This is a genomic window from Agrococcus casei LMG 22410, from assembly GCF_900163565.1.
In the GTDB taxonomy this organism is placed as follows: Bacteria; Actinomycetota; Actinomycetes; order Actinomycetales; family Microbacteriaceae; genus Agrococcus; species Agrococcus casei.
In genome coordinates this window covers 95,421-113,360 of record NZ_FUHU01000026.1, presented here as the reverse complement: position 1 = coordinate 113,360, position 17,940 = coordinate 95,421, and the positions used below count along the sequence as shown (strand labels likewise).

19 protein-coding genes are annotated in these 17,940 nt (G+C 67.2%); 2 read left to right on the top strand and 17 right to left on the bottom strand.

Annotation, left to right across the window (positions count from 1 at the left end):
- Window positions 1-17 precede the first annotated feature (17 nt).
- Complete coding sequence (locus CZ674_RS05515) at window positions 18-560, top strand: hypothetical protein (RefSeq protein ID WP_086991527.1); 543 nt, start codon at window positions 18-20, stop codon at window positions 558-560.
- Here the strand turns inward: CZ674_RS05515 and CZ674_RS05510 are convergent.
- The 13 genes from CZ674_RS05510 to CZ674_RS05450 form a co-directional block, all read right to left on the bottom strand.
- Window positions 557-1,336 (bottom strand): EI24 domain-containing protein, encoded by a 780-nt coding sequence (locus CZ674_RS05510; RefSeq protein ID WP_086991526.1) that lies wholly within the window; start codon window positions 1,334-1,336, stop codon window positions 557-559. The two genes, CZ674_RS05515 and CZ674_RS05510, sit on opposite strands and share 4 nt — an antisense overlap.
- Window positions 1,329-2,123, bottom strand: coding sequence for a sulfite exporter TauE/SafE family protein (locus CZ674_RS05505; protein ID WP_234988450.1), 795 nt, complete (start codon window positions 2,121-2,123; stop codon window positions 1,329-1,331). The genes CZ674_RS05510 and CZ674_RS05505 overlap by 8 nt, the downstream gene beginning before the upstream one ends.
- A complete protein-coding gene (gene ftsR, locus CZ674_RS05500) occupies window positions 2,120-2,812 on the bottom strand; it encodes a transcriptional regulator FtsR (RefSeq protein ID WP_086991525.1) in 693 nt (230 codons plus the stop codon). The genes CZ674_RS05505 and ftsR overlap by 4 nt, the downstream gene beginning before the upstream one ends.
- Window positions 2,809-3,252, bottom strand: coding sequence for an FHA domain-containing protein (locus CZ674_RS05495; protein ID WP_086991524.1), 444 nt, complete (start codon window positions 3,250-3,252; stop codon window positions 2,809-2,811). The genes ftsR and CZ674_RS05495 overlap by 4 nt, the downstream gene beginning before the upstream one ends.
- A 78-nt stretch (window positions 3,253-3,330) precedes the next feature.
- The gene (locus CZ674_RS05490; protein WP_086991523.1) at window positions 3,331-3,645 is read right to left on the bottom strand and encodes an AzlD domain-containing protein; all 315 of its coding nucleotides are present in this window, start codon (window positions 3,643-3,645) and stop codon (window positions 3,331-3,333) included.
- Window positions 3,642-4,340: an AzlC family ABC transporter permease gene (locus tag CZ674_RS05485; RefSeq protein WP_086991522.1), complete on the bottom strand. Its 699-nt coding sequence runs from the start codon at window positions 4,338-4,340 to the stop codon at window positions 3,642-3,644. Before CZ674_RS05485 ends, CZ674_RS05490 begins: the two co-directional genes overlap by 4 nt.
- Window positions 4,341-4,366: 26 nt before the next feature.
- The gene (locus tag CZ674_RS05480; protein WP_086991521.1) at window positions 4,367-5,545 is read right to left on the bottom strand and encodes an acetyl-CoA C-acyltransferase; all 1,179 of its coding nucleotides are present in this window, start codon (window positions 5,543-5,545) and stop codon (window positions 4,367-4,369) included.
- A gap of 30 nt (window positions 5,546-5,575) precedes the next feature.
- Window positions 5,576-6,361, bottom strand: a complete 786-nt coding sequence (locus CZ674_RS05475; RefSeq protein WP_234988449.1) for a DUF3097 family protein — start codon at window positions 6,359-6,361, stop codon at window positions 5,576-5,578.
- A gap of 52 nt (window positions 6,362-6,413) precedes the next feature.
- A complete protein-coding gene (locus CZ674_RS05470) occupies window positions 6,414-6,692 on the bottom strand; it encodes a GlsB/YeaQ/YmgE family stress response membrane protein (protein ID WP_086991519.1) in 279 nt (92 codons plus the stop codon).
- Window positions 6,693-6,803: 111 nt separating this feature from the next.
- Window positions 6,804-8,315 (bottom strand): Asp-tRNA(Asn)/Glu-tRNA(Gln) amidotransferase subunit GatB, encoded by a 1,512-nt coding sequence (gatB, locus tag CZ674_RS05465; RefSeq protein WP_200810045.1) that lies wholly within the window; start codon window positions 8,313-8,315, stop codon window positions 6,804-6,806.
- The gene (gatA, locus tag CZ674_RS05460) at window positions 8,312-9,835 is read right to left on the bottom strand and encodes an Asp-tRNA(Asn)/Glu-tRNA(Gln) amidotransferase subunit GatA (RefSeq protein ID WP_086991518.1); all 1,524 of its coding nucleotides are present in this window, start codon (window positions 9,833-9,835) and stop codon (window positions 8,312-8,314) included. Before gatA ends, gatB begins: the two co-directional genes overlap by 4 nt.
- On the bottom strand, window positions 9,835-10,134 hold the full coding sequence (gene gatC, locus CZ674_RS05455) for an Asp-tRNA(Asn)/Glu-tRNA(Gln) amidotransferase subunit GatC (protein WP_086991517.1): 300 nt from the start codon (window positions 10,132-10,134) through the stop codon (window positions 9,835-9,837). Before gatC ends, gatA begins: the two co-directional genes overlap by 1 nt.
- Before the next feature lie 5 nt (window positions 10,135-10,139).
- Window positions 10,140-11,195, bottom strand: a complete 1,056-nt coding sequence (locus tag CZ674_RS05450; RefSeq protein WP_086991516.1) for a YdcF family protein — start codon at window positions 11,193-11,195, stop codon at window positions 10,140-10,142.
- Between the two features lie 59 nt (window positions 11,196-11,254).
- Between CZ674_RS05450 and CZ674_RS05445 the strand changes: the two genes are divergently transcribed.
- The gene (locus CZ674_RS05445) at window positions 11,255-12,241 is read left to right on the top strand and encodes an LLM class flavin-dependent oxidoreductase (RefSeq protein ID WP_086991515.1); all 987 of its coding nucleotides are present in this window, start codon (window positions 11,255-11,257) and stop codon (window positions 12,239-12,241) included.
- Between the two features lie 13 nt (window positions 12,242-12,254).
- On the opposite strand, the gene CZ674_RS05440 is transcribed toward CZ674_RS05445, so the two are convergent.
- From CZ674_RS05440 to CZ674_RS05425, 4 genes are read right to left on the bottom strand one after another with little or no spacing between them, the layout of a single operon-like run.
- Window positions 12,255-13,349, bottom strand: a complete 1,095-nt coding sequence (locus tag CZ674_RS05440; protein ID WP_086991514.1) for an AAA family ATPase — start codon at window positions 13,347-13,349, stop codon at window positions 12,255-12,257.
- Window positions 13,346-15,661 (bottom strand): NAD-dependent DNA ligase LigA, encoded by a 2,316-nt coding sequence (ligA, locus tag CZ674_RS05435; RefSeq protein WP_086991513.1) that lies wholly within the window; start codon window positions 15,659-15,661, stop codon window positions 13,346-13,348. The genes CZ674_RS05440 and ligA overlap by 4 nt, the downstream gene beginning before the upstream one ends.
- A 12-nt stretch (window positions 15,662-15,673) precedes the next feature.
- On the bottom strand, window positions 15,674-16,783 hold the full coding sequence (gene mnmA / locus CZ674_RS05430; RefSeq protein ID WP_086991512.1) for a tRNA 2-thiouridine(34) synthase MnmA: 1,110 nt from the start codon (window positions 16,781-16,783) through the stop codon (window positions 15,674-15,676).
- 27 nt (window positions 16,784-16,810) lie between these two features.
- Entirely contained in the window at window positions 16,811-17,938 is a 1,128-nt protein-coding gene (locus CZ674_RS05425; RefSeq protein WP_086991511.1) for a cysteine desulfurase family protein, read from the bottom strand.
- Window positions 17,939-17,940 lie beyond the last annotated feature (2 nt).

Below are 17,940 nucleotides of genomic sequence, written 5' to 3'. Positions count from 1 at the left end.
GCCTATAGGCTTCCAGTGTGGATTCTCCTCTTCTGGTCAAGGCCGTCGACACAGCCGCTCGAGCCTTCGACGGATGCACAGACAGACAGGGTGCGCCGTACATCGCCCACGCCATCAGGGTCATGCACGATGTGACCGGCGATGATGCAAAGGCAGTGGCCCTGCTCCACGACGCGCTCGAGTGGGGCAATCTCACCTGGGACGAGCTGGTGAACAAGGGGTTTCCGCGCCGAGTGCTCGGCGCGATCGACGCCCTCACCGACCGGGACGACGAGACGCTCAGCGAGCATGTCGCGCGCATCCGTGCCAATCCACTGGCGCTGCAGATCAAACTCGCCGACATCCGCGACAATTCGCTGAACTGGCGCATGGCACAGCTCGATACAACGACCCGTTCTGATCTGATGGGCAAATACCGCGACACAGCCGAGCTGCTCGGCACGACGCTCGCTGCCATACGCAAGCGCGCCCCCGAACTCGACAGGCTCGCACGCCGACGAGAGCCTCACACGGTGCCGGGCTCGATCACCGACACCGGCCCCATGCGCAAGCAGCTTTAGCCGATCGGCTCGCCTCGCAGTTCACGGGTCAGCAGAGTCGCTCCCGCTGAGGCCGCTGGCATCGCGATCACCGCGACCAGGGGAATCAGGAAGAGCAGGTACGCAGCGACTCCGAAGCCCATCGTCTTGGCGCGTGAGCCGGCCAACAGCCTGCGGCGCGTGCCGACTGTCTCGTCGCGGGCGTCCATCGGTGTGGCTGTGAGTTCGAGCGCCAGCGCTCTGCCGCCAGCGAGGGCGCCGAACACCGCTCCGAGCACTCCCCCGACGAACGGGATCAGCGAGATGAGAAACACCGCCAGCGATATCGGCAGCGCGATCAGCAGCAGTCTGACCGCGTCGGCGATCGCCTTGCCGAATGATGCCAAGGCAGACCGCTCGACGGCGGGCTCTGCAACGCCCAGCTCTTTGTCGACCGCAGCGGAGATGGCGTCGTAGACGGGTGCGCCGATGGCGAGGGAGAGCGCCGAGAAGCTGAGTACGAACAGCACCGTTGCACCGGCAACAAGCATTGCGGCCACCAGCACGCGGAACGCCGTGATGAGCCAGTCGTCCCAGCCGCTGACGAACGGCGTCATCCATTCGACCAGGGCATTCAGGTTGAACAGCAGCGCGATCATCAGGCCGAGGAACACCGCGCCGACGACCAGCGGCGGCACGGCGCCGAGCGCGGTGAGCCCCGGATGCCGCACGAGCCAGCGCAGGCCGCGCCACATGAAGCTCACGCCGCGAAAGAACTCTCCAGCGGCTGATCTGCTCTTGCCGACGATCTCACTCACCGATGTCCTTTCGACGGATGCGCTGCACTTCGGAGCCCACGAGCTGCAGCAGGATCACGCCCAGGAATGCAGCCAGCAGCCAGTTCGCGACCTGGGGGTCGAGGGCCTGGGCGATCCATGTTCCGAGCACGGTGGTGAAGCATGCCGTGATGCCGAGCAGCATGCCCGCCCTCATGTCGACATTGCCGCGGCGGAGATTGCCGATGGTTCCCGAGACCGCTGTCGGAATCATCATCGCGAGCGACGTGCCCTTGGCCACCAGGTCGGTGAAGCCGAACAGCAGCATCAGCACCGAGACGACGATGACGCCCCCGCCGATGCCGAGCAGCCCCGACAGCACCCCCGTCACGAGGCCGACGCCGGCGAATGCGAACGCAGCGCCGACTGTGAGGGTGAACGACTGCTCGCGTGAGGGAATGCTCGTAACCAGCTCGAACACCACCAGCAGCAGGAAGGCGATAAAGAGCCACCGCACGATCGGTGTGGGCAGGCGCTCGAGCAGCCACGTGCCGAGCTGGGCGCCGACCACTGCCCCGACCGCGAGCAGCGCGGCTGCGGCGAGGTCGACGTTGCCCTGTGATCCGTATGAGACGACGCCGACGATCGCCATGGGCGCTATCGCCGCAAGCGACGTGCCTGAGATGCGCTTTCGCGACATGGTCGTGAGCATGGCGAGGGCGGGAACCATGATGACCCCGCCGCCGACGCCGAAGAGGCCCGAGAAGACTCCGGTGGCGATGCCTGTGAGAATGAGCGGCAGCGCACGAGCGCGTGCTGCCTCAGTCACTGCGAGAGGGTGCCGAGGGCGTTCTGCGTGAGGACGTCGCGAATCGACTGGATGTGACCAGCCAGCTCAGCGGCCGCAGTCTGTGCGTTGCTCTTGGCGTTGGCGGAGCGCTTGCCCGCGATCGGCTTGACGGCCTGCTCGATGAGCGCTGCCTCGCGCGCGGCTGCAGAGTGCATGCCGCGGAGGTGACGGGGCTCGATGCCGAATCCGGCCAGCTCTACGAGTGCCTTCACGATCGCGACCGTGCGATCGGTGTAGGGCTCGCCGCTGGTGATGATCTGCGCCTGCTGCGCATCGAGCACGAGGCGCCTCGAAGCGCCCGTCTCTTCGAGCAGCTCGGCTCGTGTGAGCCTGCGCTCGGTCGAGAGGATGCTGGGGCCTGACAGCTCGACGTTGCCGCCGGGAAGCTGCGGCTGACGACCCTCGTCGACGTCGTCGAGGTACGTGCGGATGACCTTGAGTGGCAGATAGTGGTCGCGCTGCAGCGTCAGAATCGTGCGGATGCGCTCGACGTGCTCGCTCGAGAACTTGCGGTAGCCGCTCTGCGTGCGCTCTGGCGTCACGAGCCCCTGGTCTTCGAGAAATCGCACCTTCGATGGAGAGAGGTCGACGAATTCGGACGAGAGCCGCTGCAGGACCTGTCCGATCGAGAGCAGGCCCGAAGTCTGCCGTGCGGGCTTTGCGCTCATGCCGACGACACCGCATCCGCGCGCGATGCGTAGAACGTGAGGCGGTACTTGCCGACCTGCACCTCGGCACCGTCGACGAGGCTTTCGCGCTCGATGCGCTCGCCGTCGAAGTAGGTGCCGTTGAGCGACCCGAGGTCACGGACCTCGAACGATGTGCCGGTGCGCAGGAACTCTGCGTGCTTGCGGCTCACCGTGACGTCGTCGAGGAAGATGTCTGCATCGGGGTGACGGCCCGCAACGGTCGTCTCGCGGTCGAGCAGGAAGCGGGCGCCGGCGTTGGGGCCGCGGCGCACGATCAGCAGAGCCGAGCCACTGGGAAGCGCCGACACTGCCTCGACTTCGTCGGGGCGAGCACCGTCGATCATCGCCGAAAGCTGCGCGCGGTAGTCGTCTTTGAACGACTGCGTGCTCTCTGGGTTCTGGCGAGGTTCTTCTGGCATTGCATCTCCTGCTCACGGGCATACAGCTGAAGGGTAAGCCTAAGCGATAGTAGCCGGATTTGGCCACATCACGACAGCCTACCCCGCCAACCCGAGTGCACGCAGTGCCGCAGCTGTGAGCGCGGCAGCGATGATCACGACGATGAACGGCACCTTCGCCCAGAACATGAGCATGGCCACAGCCATCGCCGGAACACGCGCGTCGACCACGATCAACTCGCCCTGTCCGAGCGTCTGCACGGCTGCCAGCGCCGCAAGCAGGCTGATCGTCGTCAGCTCGAGCACCCTTGATCGCCGCTCCCCGGCGAACCACGCAGCGGGCACCGAATAGCCCGCGAGCTTGAGCGCGAGCACGATGATGCTCGCCAGCAGCACGGTGTGCCAGAGGGTCATGCTGCCTCCTTGACGGGCGTCTTCTTAGATTTCGTGCCGAGCCAGTTCGTGGTGCCGACGACGAGTGCGACCACGACGGAGAGCAGGATGGGCACACCGGCAGGCAGCACCGGCACCAGTGCCGTGGCGAGCACCGCAGATGCCACGCCCACTGCCACTGCCTGGCGGTTTTTCAGGCGGGGCCACAGGAGCCCGATGAACGCCGCGGCAGCTGCCGCATCGAGCCCGTACGTGCGGACGTCACCGAGCAGGTCGCCGACGAGGGCGCCGATCAGTGTTGTGGCATTCCACCCGACGAAGACTCCGACGCCCGTGACCCAGAAACCCAGCCTGCGCATCCGTGCGTCTGCAGACGACAGTGCGACCGCGGTCGACTCGTCGATCGTCAGGTGCGCCATGACCGGCATGACGGCCCTGCGCGGCCGAAGCTCGGTGTTCAGCGAGATCCCGTACAGGGTGTTGCGCACACCGAGCACTGCCGAGGTCGCAACGGCAGCGGCCGCGCCGCCTCCTGCTGCGATGACGCCGAGCAGGGCGAACTGCGAGCCGCCCGAGAACATCAGCAGCGACAGCACCATCGTCTGCATGAGGTCGAGTCCCGATGCGATTGCGAGCGCGCCGAACGAGACCCCGTACAGGGCTGTTGCGCCTGCCACCGAGAGGCTTTTGCGCCAGACGGCAGAAGACGTGTTCACACAGTGATACTACGGGAGGAGACCCGTCAGACGGCCTCGATCACCAAGCCGGTTCCCTGGCCTCCGCCGCCGCAGATCCCGGTTGCGCCGAGGGTGCCCGAGCCGAGCTCGGTGACGCGGCGCGCAAGGTGGCCGATGATGCGTGCGCCCGAGGCTCCCAGGGGGTGGCCGAGCGCGATTGCGCCGCCGTTGGCGTTGACGATCTCGGGGTCGATGCCCAGCTGCTTCGTCGACACGATGCCCACTGCCGCGAAGGCCTCATTGATCTCAACGGCCTTCAGCTCGCTGACCTCGCGGCCGGCACGCGTGAGCGCGGCCTCGATTGCGTCTGCGGGCTGCGTGTGCAGCGAGACGTCTGCTCCGGCGACCAGCGACGTCGAGAGGATGCGAGCAAGGGGCTGCAGCCCGTGCTCAGCGACGAACGCATCGGATGCGATCACAATGGCTGCTGCGCCGTCGCTGATCTGTGACGCGTTGCCCGCTGTGATCGTGCCGCCGGTGCTGAACGCGGGGCGCAGCTGCCCGAGTGCCTCGGCAGTCACGCCTTCGCGGCCGCCGTCATCGGCAGAGACTGTCTTGGCGCGCTTGCCGCGACCCACTTCGATGGGCGCGATCTCGTCCTCGAAGACTCCGCTGGCCTGTGCCTTCTCGTGGCGCTGGAAGCTGTTCGCAGCGAACTCGTCCTGCTCTTCGCGGGTGAGGCTGTAGCGCTCGTTGTAGCCCTCGGTGCTGGCTCCCATCGGGGTCTTCTCGAACGCGTCGGTGAGACCATCGAACTGCATCGTGTCGACCAGCGCGGCGTCGCCGAACTTGGCGCCTGCGCGAACAGAGGCGGCGTGGGGTGCAAGCGTCATCGACTCCTGGCCGACCACGAGCACGACGTCAGCCTCGCCCAGCTGCACGAGCCTGTGTGCGGCGGCCACTGCCTCGCTGCCCGAAAGGCACACTCCGTTGACTCCAAGCGAGGGTGTCGTCATGGGCACGCCCGCAGCGACTGCGGTCTGGCGGGCGGGGTTCTGTCCGGCGCCGCCCGTCAGCACCTGACCGACCAGCACCTGCTGCACCTGCTCGGGCGCGACTCCCGACTTCTCGAGCGCTGCTCGTCCGGCGTGGCCTCCGAGCTGAGTCGCGGGCACTGAGCCGAGCTGGCCCAGGAACTTGGCGAACGGTGTGCGTGCGTAGCCGACGATGAGGCTCTCGGTCATGGTGCTCCCTTGCTTGTGACTGCCTCGACTCTACCGCTCGCCGTGCACCGTCACGAAGTCGATGAGCTCTTCGACGCGACCCAGCAGCGCGGGCTCGAGATCGTTCCAGGAGCGCACGCGAGCGAGCATCGCCTGCCACGCCTTCGCAACGTCCTCCTGCGTGCCATGCGGCAGGCCGAGGCGCTTGAGCGTGCCATGCTTGAAGTCCTCGCCCCTGGGCACATCCGGCCACGCCCTGATGCCGAGCGACTGCGGCTTGATGGCCTGCCAGATGTCGATGTACGGATGCCCGACCACGTGCACGAAGCGTCCTGCGGGAGTGCGCGCCACCTGGTCGGCGATGCGCGACTCCTTCGAGCCGGGCACCAGGTGGTCGACGAGCACCCCGAGTCGGCGCTCTGCCGTCGGTGCGAAGTCGGCGACGATGTCTGTCAGGTCGTCGATGCCGCCCAGATACTCGACCACCACGCCCTCGACGCGGAGGTCGTGGCCCCAGACCTTCTCGACGAGTTCGGCGTCATGGCGGCCCTCGACGAAGATGCGCGACGGCAGCGCTGTGCGCGCTCGAGCATCGGCTGCGGCACGGGACCCGGATGCGCTGCGGCTGCGGTCGTCGCGCGCTGCGGTCGCGGGTCGCGACTGGGACGCCTTGACCAGCTCGATCTCGACGCCCTCGAAGTACAGCCCACGCCCATACGGGAATCTGCGCACCTTGCCGCGTCGGTCTTCGAGGCCGACGGAGTCGGATGCGACATCGACGATCTCGCCGACGTAGCCGTCACCGTGCTCGAGCACCAGCCCCCGGACAGCAGACACGCGCTCCGGCTTTCGCGGAGCGCGTGCTGCTGGGGAATCCCACTCGATCAAGTCAGTCCCGTGAACCGGACTTCTTGCGGCCGAAGATCAGGCCCCAGATGAGCAGGACGATGATCGCGCCACCGACTGCGAGGACCCAGGTCCAGATGCTGAAGACGCCGTCGCCAGAAACACCGATCATAGAGCCGATCCAGCCGCCGAGCAGTGCGCCAACCACACCGAGCAGCAGAGTGACGAAGAATCCGCCTCCCTGTTTACCCGGAAGAATCAGCTTTGCAAGTGCTCCTGCAGCTAGGCCAATGACAATCCATCCAATAAAGCTGAGGTCCATGCTGTTCCCTCCTTATATTGTCCGGGACGGGTTGCGTTCCGGAGAGCTTGATCGCTCATAGGAATAGAATGCCACGGATCCTGCAACCTGAACCAATTCGCAGGAAGCCTTTCAATTGGAAGCCCGAGCAAGTACAATCTCACGAACTCTGCCCGCGTCAGCCTGCCCGCGCATCGCCTTCATGACAGCGCCGATGACAGCGCCGGCGGCCTGGACCTTGCCGTCTCGGATCTTCTGCAGCACATCCGGCTGTGCCGCAAGCGCCTCGTCGACCGCTGCGATCAGCGCGCCGTCGTCGCTCACGACCGCAAGCTCGCGCTTGTCGACCACTTCACTGGGTGACCCCTCGCCCTCGATGACGCCTGCGAGCGCCTCACGTGCCAGGCGGTCGTTCAGCGTGCCCTCGTCGATCAGCTTCGTCAACTCGGCGACGTGCTCTGCGCTCACGAGTGTCGATGCATCGACACCGCGCTCGTTGGCGACTCGGCTCAGCTCGCCCGTCCACCACTTGCGTGCGGATGCCGGCGTTGCCCCGGCCGCGATCGTCTGCTCGACAGTGTCGACGAGGCCGCCGTTCGCGATGTCCTGGAACTCGAGGTCAGTGAAGCCCCACTCCTCCTTGAGGCGCCTGCGACGTGCCACGGGCTGCTCTGGCAGCTGTGCGCGAAGCTCCTCGACGAGCTCGCGTGCCGGCGTGAGCGGCAGCATGTCGGGCTCGGGGAAGTAGCGGTAGTCGTCAGCGTCTGACTTGGGGCGACCGGCGCTCGTGCGCCCAGTGTCTTCGTGCCAGTGCCGGGTCTCCTGCTTGATCGTGCCGCCGTCTGCGAGGATCTGCGCCTGGCGCTGGATCTCGTAGCGGATGGCACGCTCGGCGCTGCGAAGAGAGTTGACGTTCTTCGTCTCGGTTCGGGTGCCGAAGGTGGTCGACCCCTTCGGCATGAGCGAGATGTTCGCGTCGCACCGCAGGTTGCCGCGCTCCATCTTCGCCTCCGAGATGCCGAGGCCGCGGACGATGTCGCGAATCGTGGCGACATATGCCTTCGCATACTCCGGGGCGTCGACGCCCGCGCCGACGATCGTGCGGGTGACGATCTCGACCAGCGGCACACCCGCACGGTTGTAGTCGACCATGGAGTACTCGGCACCCTGGATGCGACCGGTCGAGCCGCCGACGTGCGTCAGCTTTCCGGCGTCTTCCTCGATGTGCGCCCGCTCGATGGGGATGTCGATCAGACGACCGTCGCTGAGCTCGATCTGCACGCTGCCGTCGAAGGCGATCGGCTCGTCGAACTGCGAGATCTGGTAGTTCTTGGGCAGATCCGGGTAGTAGTAGTTCTTTCGCGCGAACCTCGATGATTCTGCGATCTCGCATCCGAGTGCGAGACCCAGCGAGATTGCGGATCGGACTGCGGCGCGGTTGGGCACCGGCATCGATCCCGGCAGGCCGAGATCGAGCGGCGTGATCAGCGTGTTCGGTGCGGCGTCCTCGAACTCGGGGTTGGCCGGGTTCGGGCTCGCCGAGAACATCTTCGTGCGCGTGTTGAGCTCGACGTGCACCTCGAAGCCGAGCACAGGGTCGAACAGCTCGAGGGCCTTGTCGAAGTCCATCAGCTTGTCTTTCATCGGGCACCTCCATCGCTCAGTGCTTCGAGTCGGCTGTTCTGCAGGGCAAGCGGCCCCGCCCATCCGCCGTTCAGTCGTGATTCGATCGCCGCACCGAAGCGGTACAGGCGCTCGTCTTCGAACATGGGCGCCATCAGCTGCAGACCTGTCGGGAGACCGTCTGCGCCGAGGCCCATGGGAATCGACATGCCGGGTGTTCCGGCAAGGTTCGCGGGGATTGTCGTGATGTCGTTGACGTACATCGCCAGCGGATCGTCGATCTTCTCGCCGAGCTTGAACGCCGTCGTCGGCGCTGCCGGACTGATGAGCACGTCGACTTTCTGGAATGCCTCTTCGAGGTCGCGCTGGATGAGCGTGCGGACCTTCTGCGCGCTGCCGTAGTAAGCGTCGTAGTAGCCGGCCGACAGAGCATACGTGCCGAGGATGATGCGGCGCTTGACCTCTGGGCCGAATCCGGCTTCGCGAGATGCTGCCATGACCTGTTCGACCGTCTGGCCGGGCTCTTCGACCCGGAGTCCGTAGCGGACGGAGTCGAAGCGAGCCAGGTTGCTCGACGCCTCAGCCGGGAGGATCAGGTAGTAGGCGGCGACGGCGTACTTGAAGCTGGGCGCCGAGATCTCGGTGACCTCGCCGCCGGCCGCCTCGATGACCGCGACTGCGTCTTTGAACCGCGCCTGCACATCCGCCGAGATGCCGTCGGCGTCGAGCTCCTTGACGACGCCGAAGCGCACGCCGGTGAGGTCTGCGCCATCGGCGCCCTCGCGGGCCGCGGCTGCGAAGGACGGCCACTCTCGCTCGAGGCTCGTCGCATCGTGCGGGTCGTGGCCGCCGATGACATCGTGCACGAGCGCTGCATCGAGCACCGTGCGCGAGACGGGGCCGACCTGATCGAGGCTCGAGGCCAGCGCGATCGCGCCGTATCGACTGACACCGCCATAGGTCGGCTTGACGCCGACTGTTCCGGTGACCGCTGCGGGCTGCCGGATCGAGCCGCCGGTGTCACTGCCGAGGGCGATCGGTGCTTCGAGGGCCGCGACGGCAGCTGCAGAGCCGCCTCCGGAGCCGCCCGGAATCCGATTGAGATCCCAGGGGTTCTTCGTCGGGCCGAATGCCGAGTGCTCGGTTGACGAGCCCATGGCGAATTCGTCCATGTTCGTCTTGCCGAGCGCGATGAGGCCAGCCTGCTTCAGACGCGCGACGACGGTTGCGTCGTACGGCGGGACCCAGCCCTCGAGCATGCGCGAGCCGCTCGTCGACGGCATGCCCTTGGTCGTGAGCACGTCTTTGATGGCGATGGGAACACCCGCGAGCTCATGCAGCTGCTCGCCGGCAGCGCGACGCTCGTCGATCTGCTTGGCAGCGGCAAGCGCCTCGTCGTTGACGTGCAGGAAGGCGTTGATGCTTCCTTCGACCGCTTCGATGCGCTCGAGGTGCGCCTTCGTGGCCTCTTCGCTCGAGACTTCGCGCGAAGCGAGCTTCTCTGAGAGCTCGGCGGCGCTCAGGCTGATGATCGATGTCACTACTGCTCCTCCCCCAGAATCGCGCTGACGCGGAACCTCTCGCCGTCGTGCGCGGGTGCACCGCGGAAGACGTCTTCGAGCGAGAGCGTCTCGCCCGGCACGTCGTCGCGCATGACGTCGCTCAGCGGCACCGGGTGCGACGTGGCGGGCACGTCGTCGCCGGCGACCTCGCTCACGGTCGCGATCGCGTCGACGATCTGCGACAGCTCGCCAGTCAGCTGCGTGACTTCTTCTTCTGTGAGGGCAATTCTGGCCAGCATCGCAAGATGCTCGACCGACTCGCGGGTGATGTCAGACATGATTCCTATCCTACGAGGCTGAGGAGGGCGGTGAGAGCAGGCATGAGCGTCACGAGCAGCGTCGTGATCGACAGGAACGGGCGGGCGGTCAGCACCGCTGCGACTTCGCGGATGCGCGCTGACTGCCGGTAGGCGGGATGCCCTGCAGCAGAGACCGCAATGCCCCGCAGGCCCGTGTGGCGCATTGCGTCTGCGGCGCGAGGCACGTGGTAGTCGCTGGTGACGATCGCGACGCCGTGGTTCTTCGAGCGGTCTGATGAGAGCACGTCTCGGTCGGTCAGCAGCTTGCGCGCATTGACGAGGTTCTCTTCTGTCGAGGTCGAGTGCTCTTCGAGCAGAATGCGATCGCGGTCGAAGCCCTGCCGCTCGGCATAGTCGGCCATGGAGCTGGCCTCTGTGACCGGCTCGTCGGCGCCCTGGCCGCCGCACATCACCACTGGCGTCTCGGGCGGGAGTTCAGCCGCAGTCTCGAGCGCCGTGTCGATGCGCCGCGCGAGGAGTCTGGTCGGGGTGCCGTCCTCTTTGATGCCGGCGCCGAGCACCAGAACTGCGCGCAGCTCGTGCTCCTCGCGTCGCTTCGGGGTGCGGTAGAGGCGTCGCTGCACGGTCTCCCACCACCACAGGGTGATCAGCGTCATGGCCGGAACGAGCAGGGGCGCCATCACGCACAGCATGATCGTGCCGAGCACCGGAACGACGCCGTAGAACACGACGTGCAGCCAGACGATGGCCGCGGCAAGGACCAGGCCCAGGCATCCGGCGAGGAACTTGAAGAGATGGCGCGTGCGAGCGCCGGGGATGCTGGTGAAGACTGCCACAAGGCCGAGTGCGAGCAGCGCGAGTGCGACCGACCCTGCCTCGACCATCGCGGTCAGGAACCAGGCGTCGGGATCAGGCTGCGGCGCAATGAGCTGCAGCACCCCCATCAGGAGGCTCGCCAGCAGCAGCAGAGCTCCCCAGGTGATCAGGTGCGGCGCACCGATCCGCCGGGTGTCCTGCTGGATCAGCCAGATGCCGCCGAACACGAGCATGAGGGCGAGCACAATCAGCGGCAGAATCACTGCAGCATTCTCTCACGGGCAGCGGGAAGAGAATCGCCATCGCTGCGGTTGGCTTCGGTATGAAGCTTTCGATACTCGACCTTGCGCCCGTTGATCCTGATGTCTCGTATGCGGAGGCCTTCGCAGACTCCGTGACGCTGGCGCAGCAGGCCGAGCTTCACCCGTTCGAGCGCATCTGGTACGCCGAGCACCACAACATGCGCTCCATCGCATCGAGCGCGACGAGCGTGCTGATCGCCCACATCGCGGCCAACACCAAGAGGATCCGCCTCGGCGCCGGCGGCGTCATGCTGCCGAACCACGCCCCGATCGTCATCGCCGAGCAGTTCGGCACGCTCGCCTCCATCCACCCCGATCGCATCGACCTCGGGCTCGGCCGTGCACCCGGCACCGACCAGCGCACGCTGCTTGCACTGCGCCGCGACGCCAGCTCGAGCGAGCGCTTTCCGTCAGACGTCGTCGAGCTGCGCCGCCTGCTCGCTGGCGAACAGCCGATGATGGGCGTCGAAGCGGTGCCGCACGCACCCACGCCTCCCCCGCTGTACATCCTCGGATCCTCGCTGTTCGGTGCCAGCCTGGCAGCCCAACTCGGACTGCCCTACGCATTCGCCTCGCACTTCGCACCCGACGCGATGCAACAGGCGCTTGCCGCCTACCGCAGCCAGTTCGAGCCGTCCGATGCCCTGCAGGAGCCCTACGCGATCGTCGGATCGAACGTCGTGGCCGCTGAGTCGAACGACGTCGCCGGCGAGATGCAGCGGTCGGTCATGCGCGGTCGCGTCAAGTCATTCCTCCTCCGCGGACAGCCGATCCAGTCGTCGATCACCGAAGACGAGCTGGATGCGCTGGTCGACTCCCCGCAGGGTCGCGGCATCACCAACATGATGCGAGTGAGCGCTGTCGGCGACGGCGATGCTGTGCGCTCCAGCCTCGAGCGCCTGCAGGCCGAGACCGATGCAGACGAGATCATGCTCGCCTTCCACGGCCGCAACGCAGCCGAGCGGCTTGCCGGCATGCAGCTGACGGCCGGAGCCATGTTCTCCTAGCGGCTGCATGGCCTCAGCGTTTGGGCCACGCCCACACTGGCTGGTCGAGGCGTCCTTCGCGCCCGGCGACCGTGGTCCGCGCAGCCGACTTCCTCAGCTCGACCGAAGCACCGCCCAGAAGCCTGGTGAGGTCGGCGTGGTGTGTCACCACAATCGTCTGAGTGCGCTCGCTGGTCTGGGTGATCAGGCGTGCGAGAGCAGGCATCAGACTCGAGTGCAGGCTGCGCTCGGGCTCGTTGAGCACCAGCAGCCCTGGGCTCTCGACCGAGGTGAGCGCAGCCACCAGCAGCAGAAACTGGAGGGTGCCGTCAGAGAGCTCGCCCGCGGTCATCACACGGGCCAAGCCCGATTGGCGAAGGCCCGCGACCAGGCCGGATGCATCACCCTGGATCTCGAGCGTCGATCCCTTGAACGCATGGTGCACCGCTGCCAGCGCGATCTCGGCCTCGCCGCCGTTCTCGATCGTCGTCTGCAGCACCGCAGCCAGGTTGGCCCCGTCGTCGTCAAGCCTGAACGACCTCGTGGCCACCTGAGGCCTGCGGGCCGGGGCGTTCGCGTCGGTTCTGAAGGCATCGTGGAACCGCCACGACCGCAGCTCCCTGCGAACCGCTCCGGCCTCGGGCACGGACTCGTTGCCTGCCTGCTCGTCGAGCACCGACTGCCACGCGGGCATGTTCTGCTGCAGCCGCACCCCATCGGCCTTGACCAGGCCTCGACGACGCTCCAGCAGGGTCGTGGCAGGGCGGAGCACATCGCCGGCGAAGATGTGCTCCTGCTTGATCTCGGGGTCATGCCGAAACATCGAGTCCCCGACCTGCGGCAGACCGATGTCGATCGCGTACCCGATGCTGTCGCTGGCGAAGCCAAGACGAAGCGAGACCGGCGACGGCTGGGGCCCTTCTCCGGCGAACCGCACCGAGCCGAGGCCGCCCGACCGTGCCAGGCTGCTGATCATCCTGCCCTGGCCGCAGTCCGCAAGCAGCTGCAGCGACCGATACAGGTTCGACTTGCCCGTGCCGTTGGCTCCGGTCACCACAGTGAGACGCTCGAGCCCGAGCACGAGCGAGCTGATCGACCGGTATCCCTCGACGGCCAGCGTCTGCATCATGCGAGCGCGTCCGGCCCTTCGGTGACGAGCACGGCGAACTGGGCCGCATCGAGCACTCGGACCCCGAGCTCCTCCGCTTTGGCAAGCTTCGATCCTGCCCCCGGGCCGGCTGCGACGAAGTCGGTCTTCTTCGAGACGCTGGAGGCTGCCTTGCCGCCGGCCGCGATGATCGCCTCCTTGGCGCCATCGCGGGTGAACCCGTCGAGTGTTCCTGTGGCAACGACCGTCAAGCCCGTCAGCACGCCTTCGGCCTGCACGACAGCCCCGGGACCCGGGTGATCCGGCGTCGCGAACCGCACACCCGCATCCCGCCACGCCTGCACGATCTCTCGATGCCAGTCGACGGCCAGCCAGTCGACGACCGCTTCGGCGATGATGGGTCCGACGCCCTCGACCTGAGCAAGCGCCTCGGTCTCGGCGCTCTCGATGGCCTCGAGTGATCCGAACCAGTCGGCGAGCGCGCGTGCGGCGACCGGGCCGACGTGACGGATGTTGAGCGCAACGATCTGACGCCACAGCTCCTTCGTCTTGGCGCGCTCGAGCTCTGCCAGCAGCATCTCGGCCTGCGACGACGGCAGCACCTCGCGATGGTCCTTCTTGATGCCTGCCTTGCGTCGTTCTGTGGCCGACATGCCTTCTGCGCCCGGCGGATACACGAGCCGCACCTTCTGGAACGGGCGGCGAAGAACCGGCTGCCCCTCGTCGTCGACGCGCTGCTCACCGGTCTCGGCGTCGCGCACGTAGACCTCGATCGGCACGAGCTCGTCGATCGTCAGGCTGAAGAGCCGTGCCTCAGTCACGAGGGGCGGATGCTCGGGCACGGTGGGCTGCGTCAGTGCGGCGGCCGTCACCTCGCCGAGGGCCTCGATGTCGAGACCGCCCCGCGAGCCGATGTGCTCGACGCGGCCGCGCACCTGTGCGGGGCATGACTCGGCGTTGGGGCAGCGCAGGTCGATGTCGCCCTCTTTCATCGCTCGCAGCGTCGCACCGCACTCGGGGCACTCGGCGGGCATGACGAACTCGCGCTCGCTGCCGTCACGCAGGTCGGCGACCGGACCCAGCACCTCGGGAATCACGTCGCCGGCCTTGCGCAGCACGACGGTGTCGCCGATCAGCACGCCCTTCAGCTTCACGACGTCCTGGTTGTGCAGCGTCGCCTGGCGCACGATCGAGCCTGCGACATGCACGGGCTCCATGATCGCGTAGGGCGTCGCACGACCGGTTCTGCCCACGCCCACGGCGATGTCGAGGAGCTTGGTGTGCACCTCCTCGGGCGGGTACTTGTACGCGATCGCCCAGCGCGGCGCGCGGGATGTGGTGCCGAGCTCGCTCTGCGAGGCGAAGTCGTTGACCTTCACGACCACACCGTCGATGTCGTAGGCGACATCGCGCTTGTCGGTCGCATAGGCCTTGATGAACTCCTCGACCTGCTCGACCGAGCTGACCACGCGCGAGCGATCGCTCGTCGGCAGGCCCCATGACGCCAGGAGGTCGTAGACGTCGCTCTGCGTCGTCACGCTCGGCTCCCATGCCCCGATGCCGTGCACGAGCAGCTGCAGGCTCGTCAGGCGGGCGAGCCCTGCCTCGTGGTCGAGACCCGTCTTCTGGTCGAGCTGCTGCCGCAGCCCTCCCGCCGCCGCATTGCGCGGGTTGGCGAGCGACGGAAAGCGCCGGGTTGCCGCCTCAGTCGCTCGCTCGCCGCCGCCTCGCTCTTCGATGTATCGTTCTCGAAGCGACAGCTGCAGGGTGTTGAGCGCGTCGAACCCCGCCCGCGGCAGGTGGATCTCGCCGCGCACTTCGACGACGGCCGGAAGGTCGTCGCCCTCGAGGCGCTGCGGGATCGCGGGGATGCGGCGAACATTGACGGTGACGTCTTCGCCGATGCGTCCGTCGCCGCGGGTCGCGGCCGAGACGAGCTCGCCGTCTTCGTAGTGCAGGGAGATCGCGAGACCGTCGATCTTCAGCTCGCACAGCCAGTCGACCCCCCCGGCCGCGGCATCGGTCTTCTGCAGCCAGGCATTCATCTCGTCGATGCTGAAGACGTTGTCGAGCGAGAGCATGCGCTCGGCGTGCTCGAGCGGAGCGAAGCCGCGCGAGACCTGCCCTCCGACGGTCTGAGTCGGCGAATCCTGTGTTGCGAGCTCGGGGTGCTCGCGTTCGATCTCGCCGAGCTCGTTCAGGAGGGCGTCGAACTCGCCGTCGCTCACCTCTGGCGCGTCGAGCTCGTGGTACCGCTCCCTGTGGTGCTCGATCTGCTCAGCAAGCTCTGCGGCACGGGCGCGGGCGGCTTCGAAATCGCTCATGCGACCCATTATCGCCGAGGATCAGACTGCGACGGCCTCGGGCTCGAGACGCTCGGTGCGATCCATCGTGACCTGTCCGAGCACGCGCGTGCCCGCATAGACGACGGCGGACTGCCCGGTGGCAACGCCGACCAGCGGATGCTCGGGTCGGATGACGAGCTCGCCGTCGACCAGCTGCGCGAACGCGTCGACTGGCTCAGCGTGCGCACGGATCTGCACCTGCACATCCATGCCCTCGTCGATCTGCGCCGGCTTGCGGCCCGCCCACGACATGCGAGTGCCGGCGACGAGGGTCACCTGCAGCGACTCCTTGGGGCCGACGACGACCTCGCGCACCTTGGGCCTGATCTCGAGCACGAACCGTGGCTTGCCGTCAGGGGCGGGCGTACCGATGTGCAGACCACGGCGCTGGCCGACGGTGTAGCCGTGTGCGCCTTCGTGCGAGCCGATCGATTCGCCGGACTGGTCGACGATGTCGCCGGGGGCCTCGCCCAGCTTGTCGTTGAGGTAGCCGCGGGTGTCGCCGTCGGGAATGAAGCAGATGTCGTGGCTGTCTGGCTTGCGGGCCAGCGCGAAGCCGCGCTGCTCGGCCTCCTGGCGCACGAGCTCTTTCGATGGCGTGTCTGCGAGCGGAAACCAGCAGTGCTCGAGCTGCTGCTCGTTGAGCACGCCCAGCACATACGACTGGTCCTTCGCCTCGTCGGATGCGCGGTGCAGCTCGATGCCGTCGGCCCCGTTCTCGACACGGGCATAGTGCCCGGTCACAACCTTGTCGAAGCCGAGGTCCATGGCGCGGTCGAGCAGCGCCTCGAACTTGATCTTCTCGTTGCAGCGCAGGCACGGGTTGGGGGTGCGGCCCTCGGCGTACTCAGACAGGAAGTCGTCGATGACGTCTGCCTGGAATCGCTCGGAGAAGTCCCACACGTAATACGGGATGTCGAGTGCGGTCGAGACACGGCGGGCGTCCATCGAGTCTTCGATCGTGCAGCAGCCTCGTGCGCCGGTTCGCAGGGTTCCGGGCATGCGCGAGAGTGCAAGATGCACACCGACCACTTCGTGACCTGCGTCGACCGCGCGCGCGGCTGCCACCGCGGAGTCGACTCCACCGCTCATCGCTGCAAGAACACGCATGTGACAAGCGTAACAACCGCGTGCAACCTAGCGGCTTCGCCGTGCCCGGGCGATGGTCTCGGGAAGCACCGCGATGAGGCGCTCGACGTCGTCGTCCGTCGTGGTCCAGCCCATCGAGAGCCGCAGCGGCGCACCATTGGCACCCATCGCCGTCACGACGTGCGACTCCTGCACGACGCCTGCCGTGCAGGCCGAGCCGTTCGAGGTCGCCAGGTCTCGCTCGTCGAGCAGGAAGGTGAGCGCCTCGGCACTTGCCCCCTCGACCGTGAAGTGCACGACGTTCGGCATGCTGATCTCAGCCGACCCGGTGACCCTCACGCCGTCGAGGCCCGCAAGCGTGCCGCGAAGCCGATCCGACCATCCGCGCAGCTGCGACGACGCAGCGTCGAGTTCGGCCACCGCCTCTTCGAGTGCCGCAGCGAACCCGACGGCGGCGGCGACATCGCCGGTTCCTGAGCGCAGCCCTCGCTGCTGGCCTCCGCCGTGGGCAAGCGGAGTGACGGATGCGCTGCGGGCGACCAGCAGGGCCCCGACGCCGACCGGCCCGCCGACCTTGTGTGCGGCAATCGACAGAAACGAGGCGCCGATGGCAGCGAAATCGACCGGCACATGGCCGAGCGCCGCCACCGCATCGACGTGCAGCGTGGCGCCCGCCTCACGGGCGGCATTGCTGATGGCTTCGATCGGCTGCAGCACGCCCGTCTCGTTGTTGGCCAGCGAGACGGTTGCGGCAGTGTTGTCGCCCGCGCTGATCGCCGCGCGAAACGCGTCGGCATCGGTGACCGACGACGCGTCACAGGGCACGAAGCCGACGGCTGCTCCGCGCTTCTCGAGCCACTCGAGCGCGTCGAGGGTGGCGTGGTGCTCGATCGCCGCAGCGACGAACCTCGTCGCCGGAGTCTGCATCCACTGGCCCTTCAGCGCCAGGTTGATCGATTCGGTGCCGCCGGACGTGAAGACGACCTCGGTCGGATGCGCGCCTGTGCAGTGCGCGATGCGCTCGCGGGCGTCTTCGAGCAGCGCCGAAGCGCGCTGCCCGGCCCGGTGCGTCGAGGCGGGGTTGGCGAGCGGCCCGAGCGAGAGCATCGCCTCGCGCGCAGAGGCACGCAGCGGAGATGTGGCTGCGTGATCGAAGTACCCGGCAAACGACTGCATCG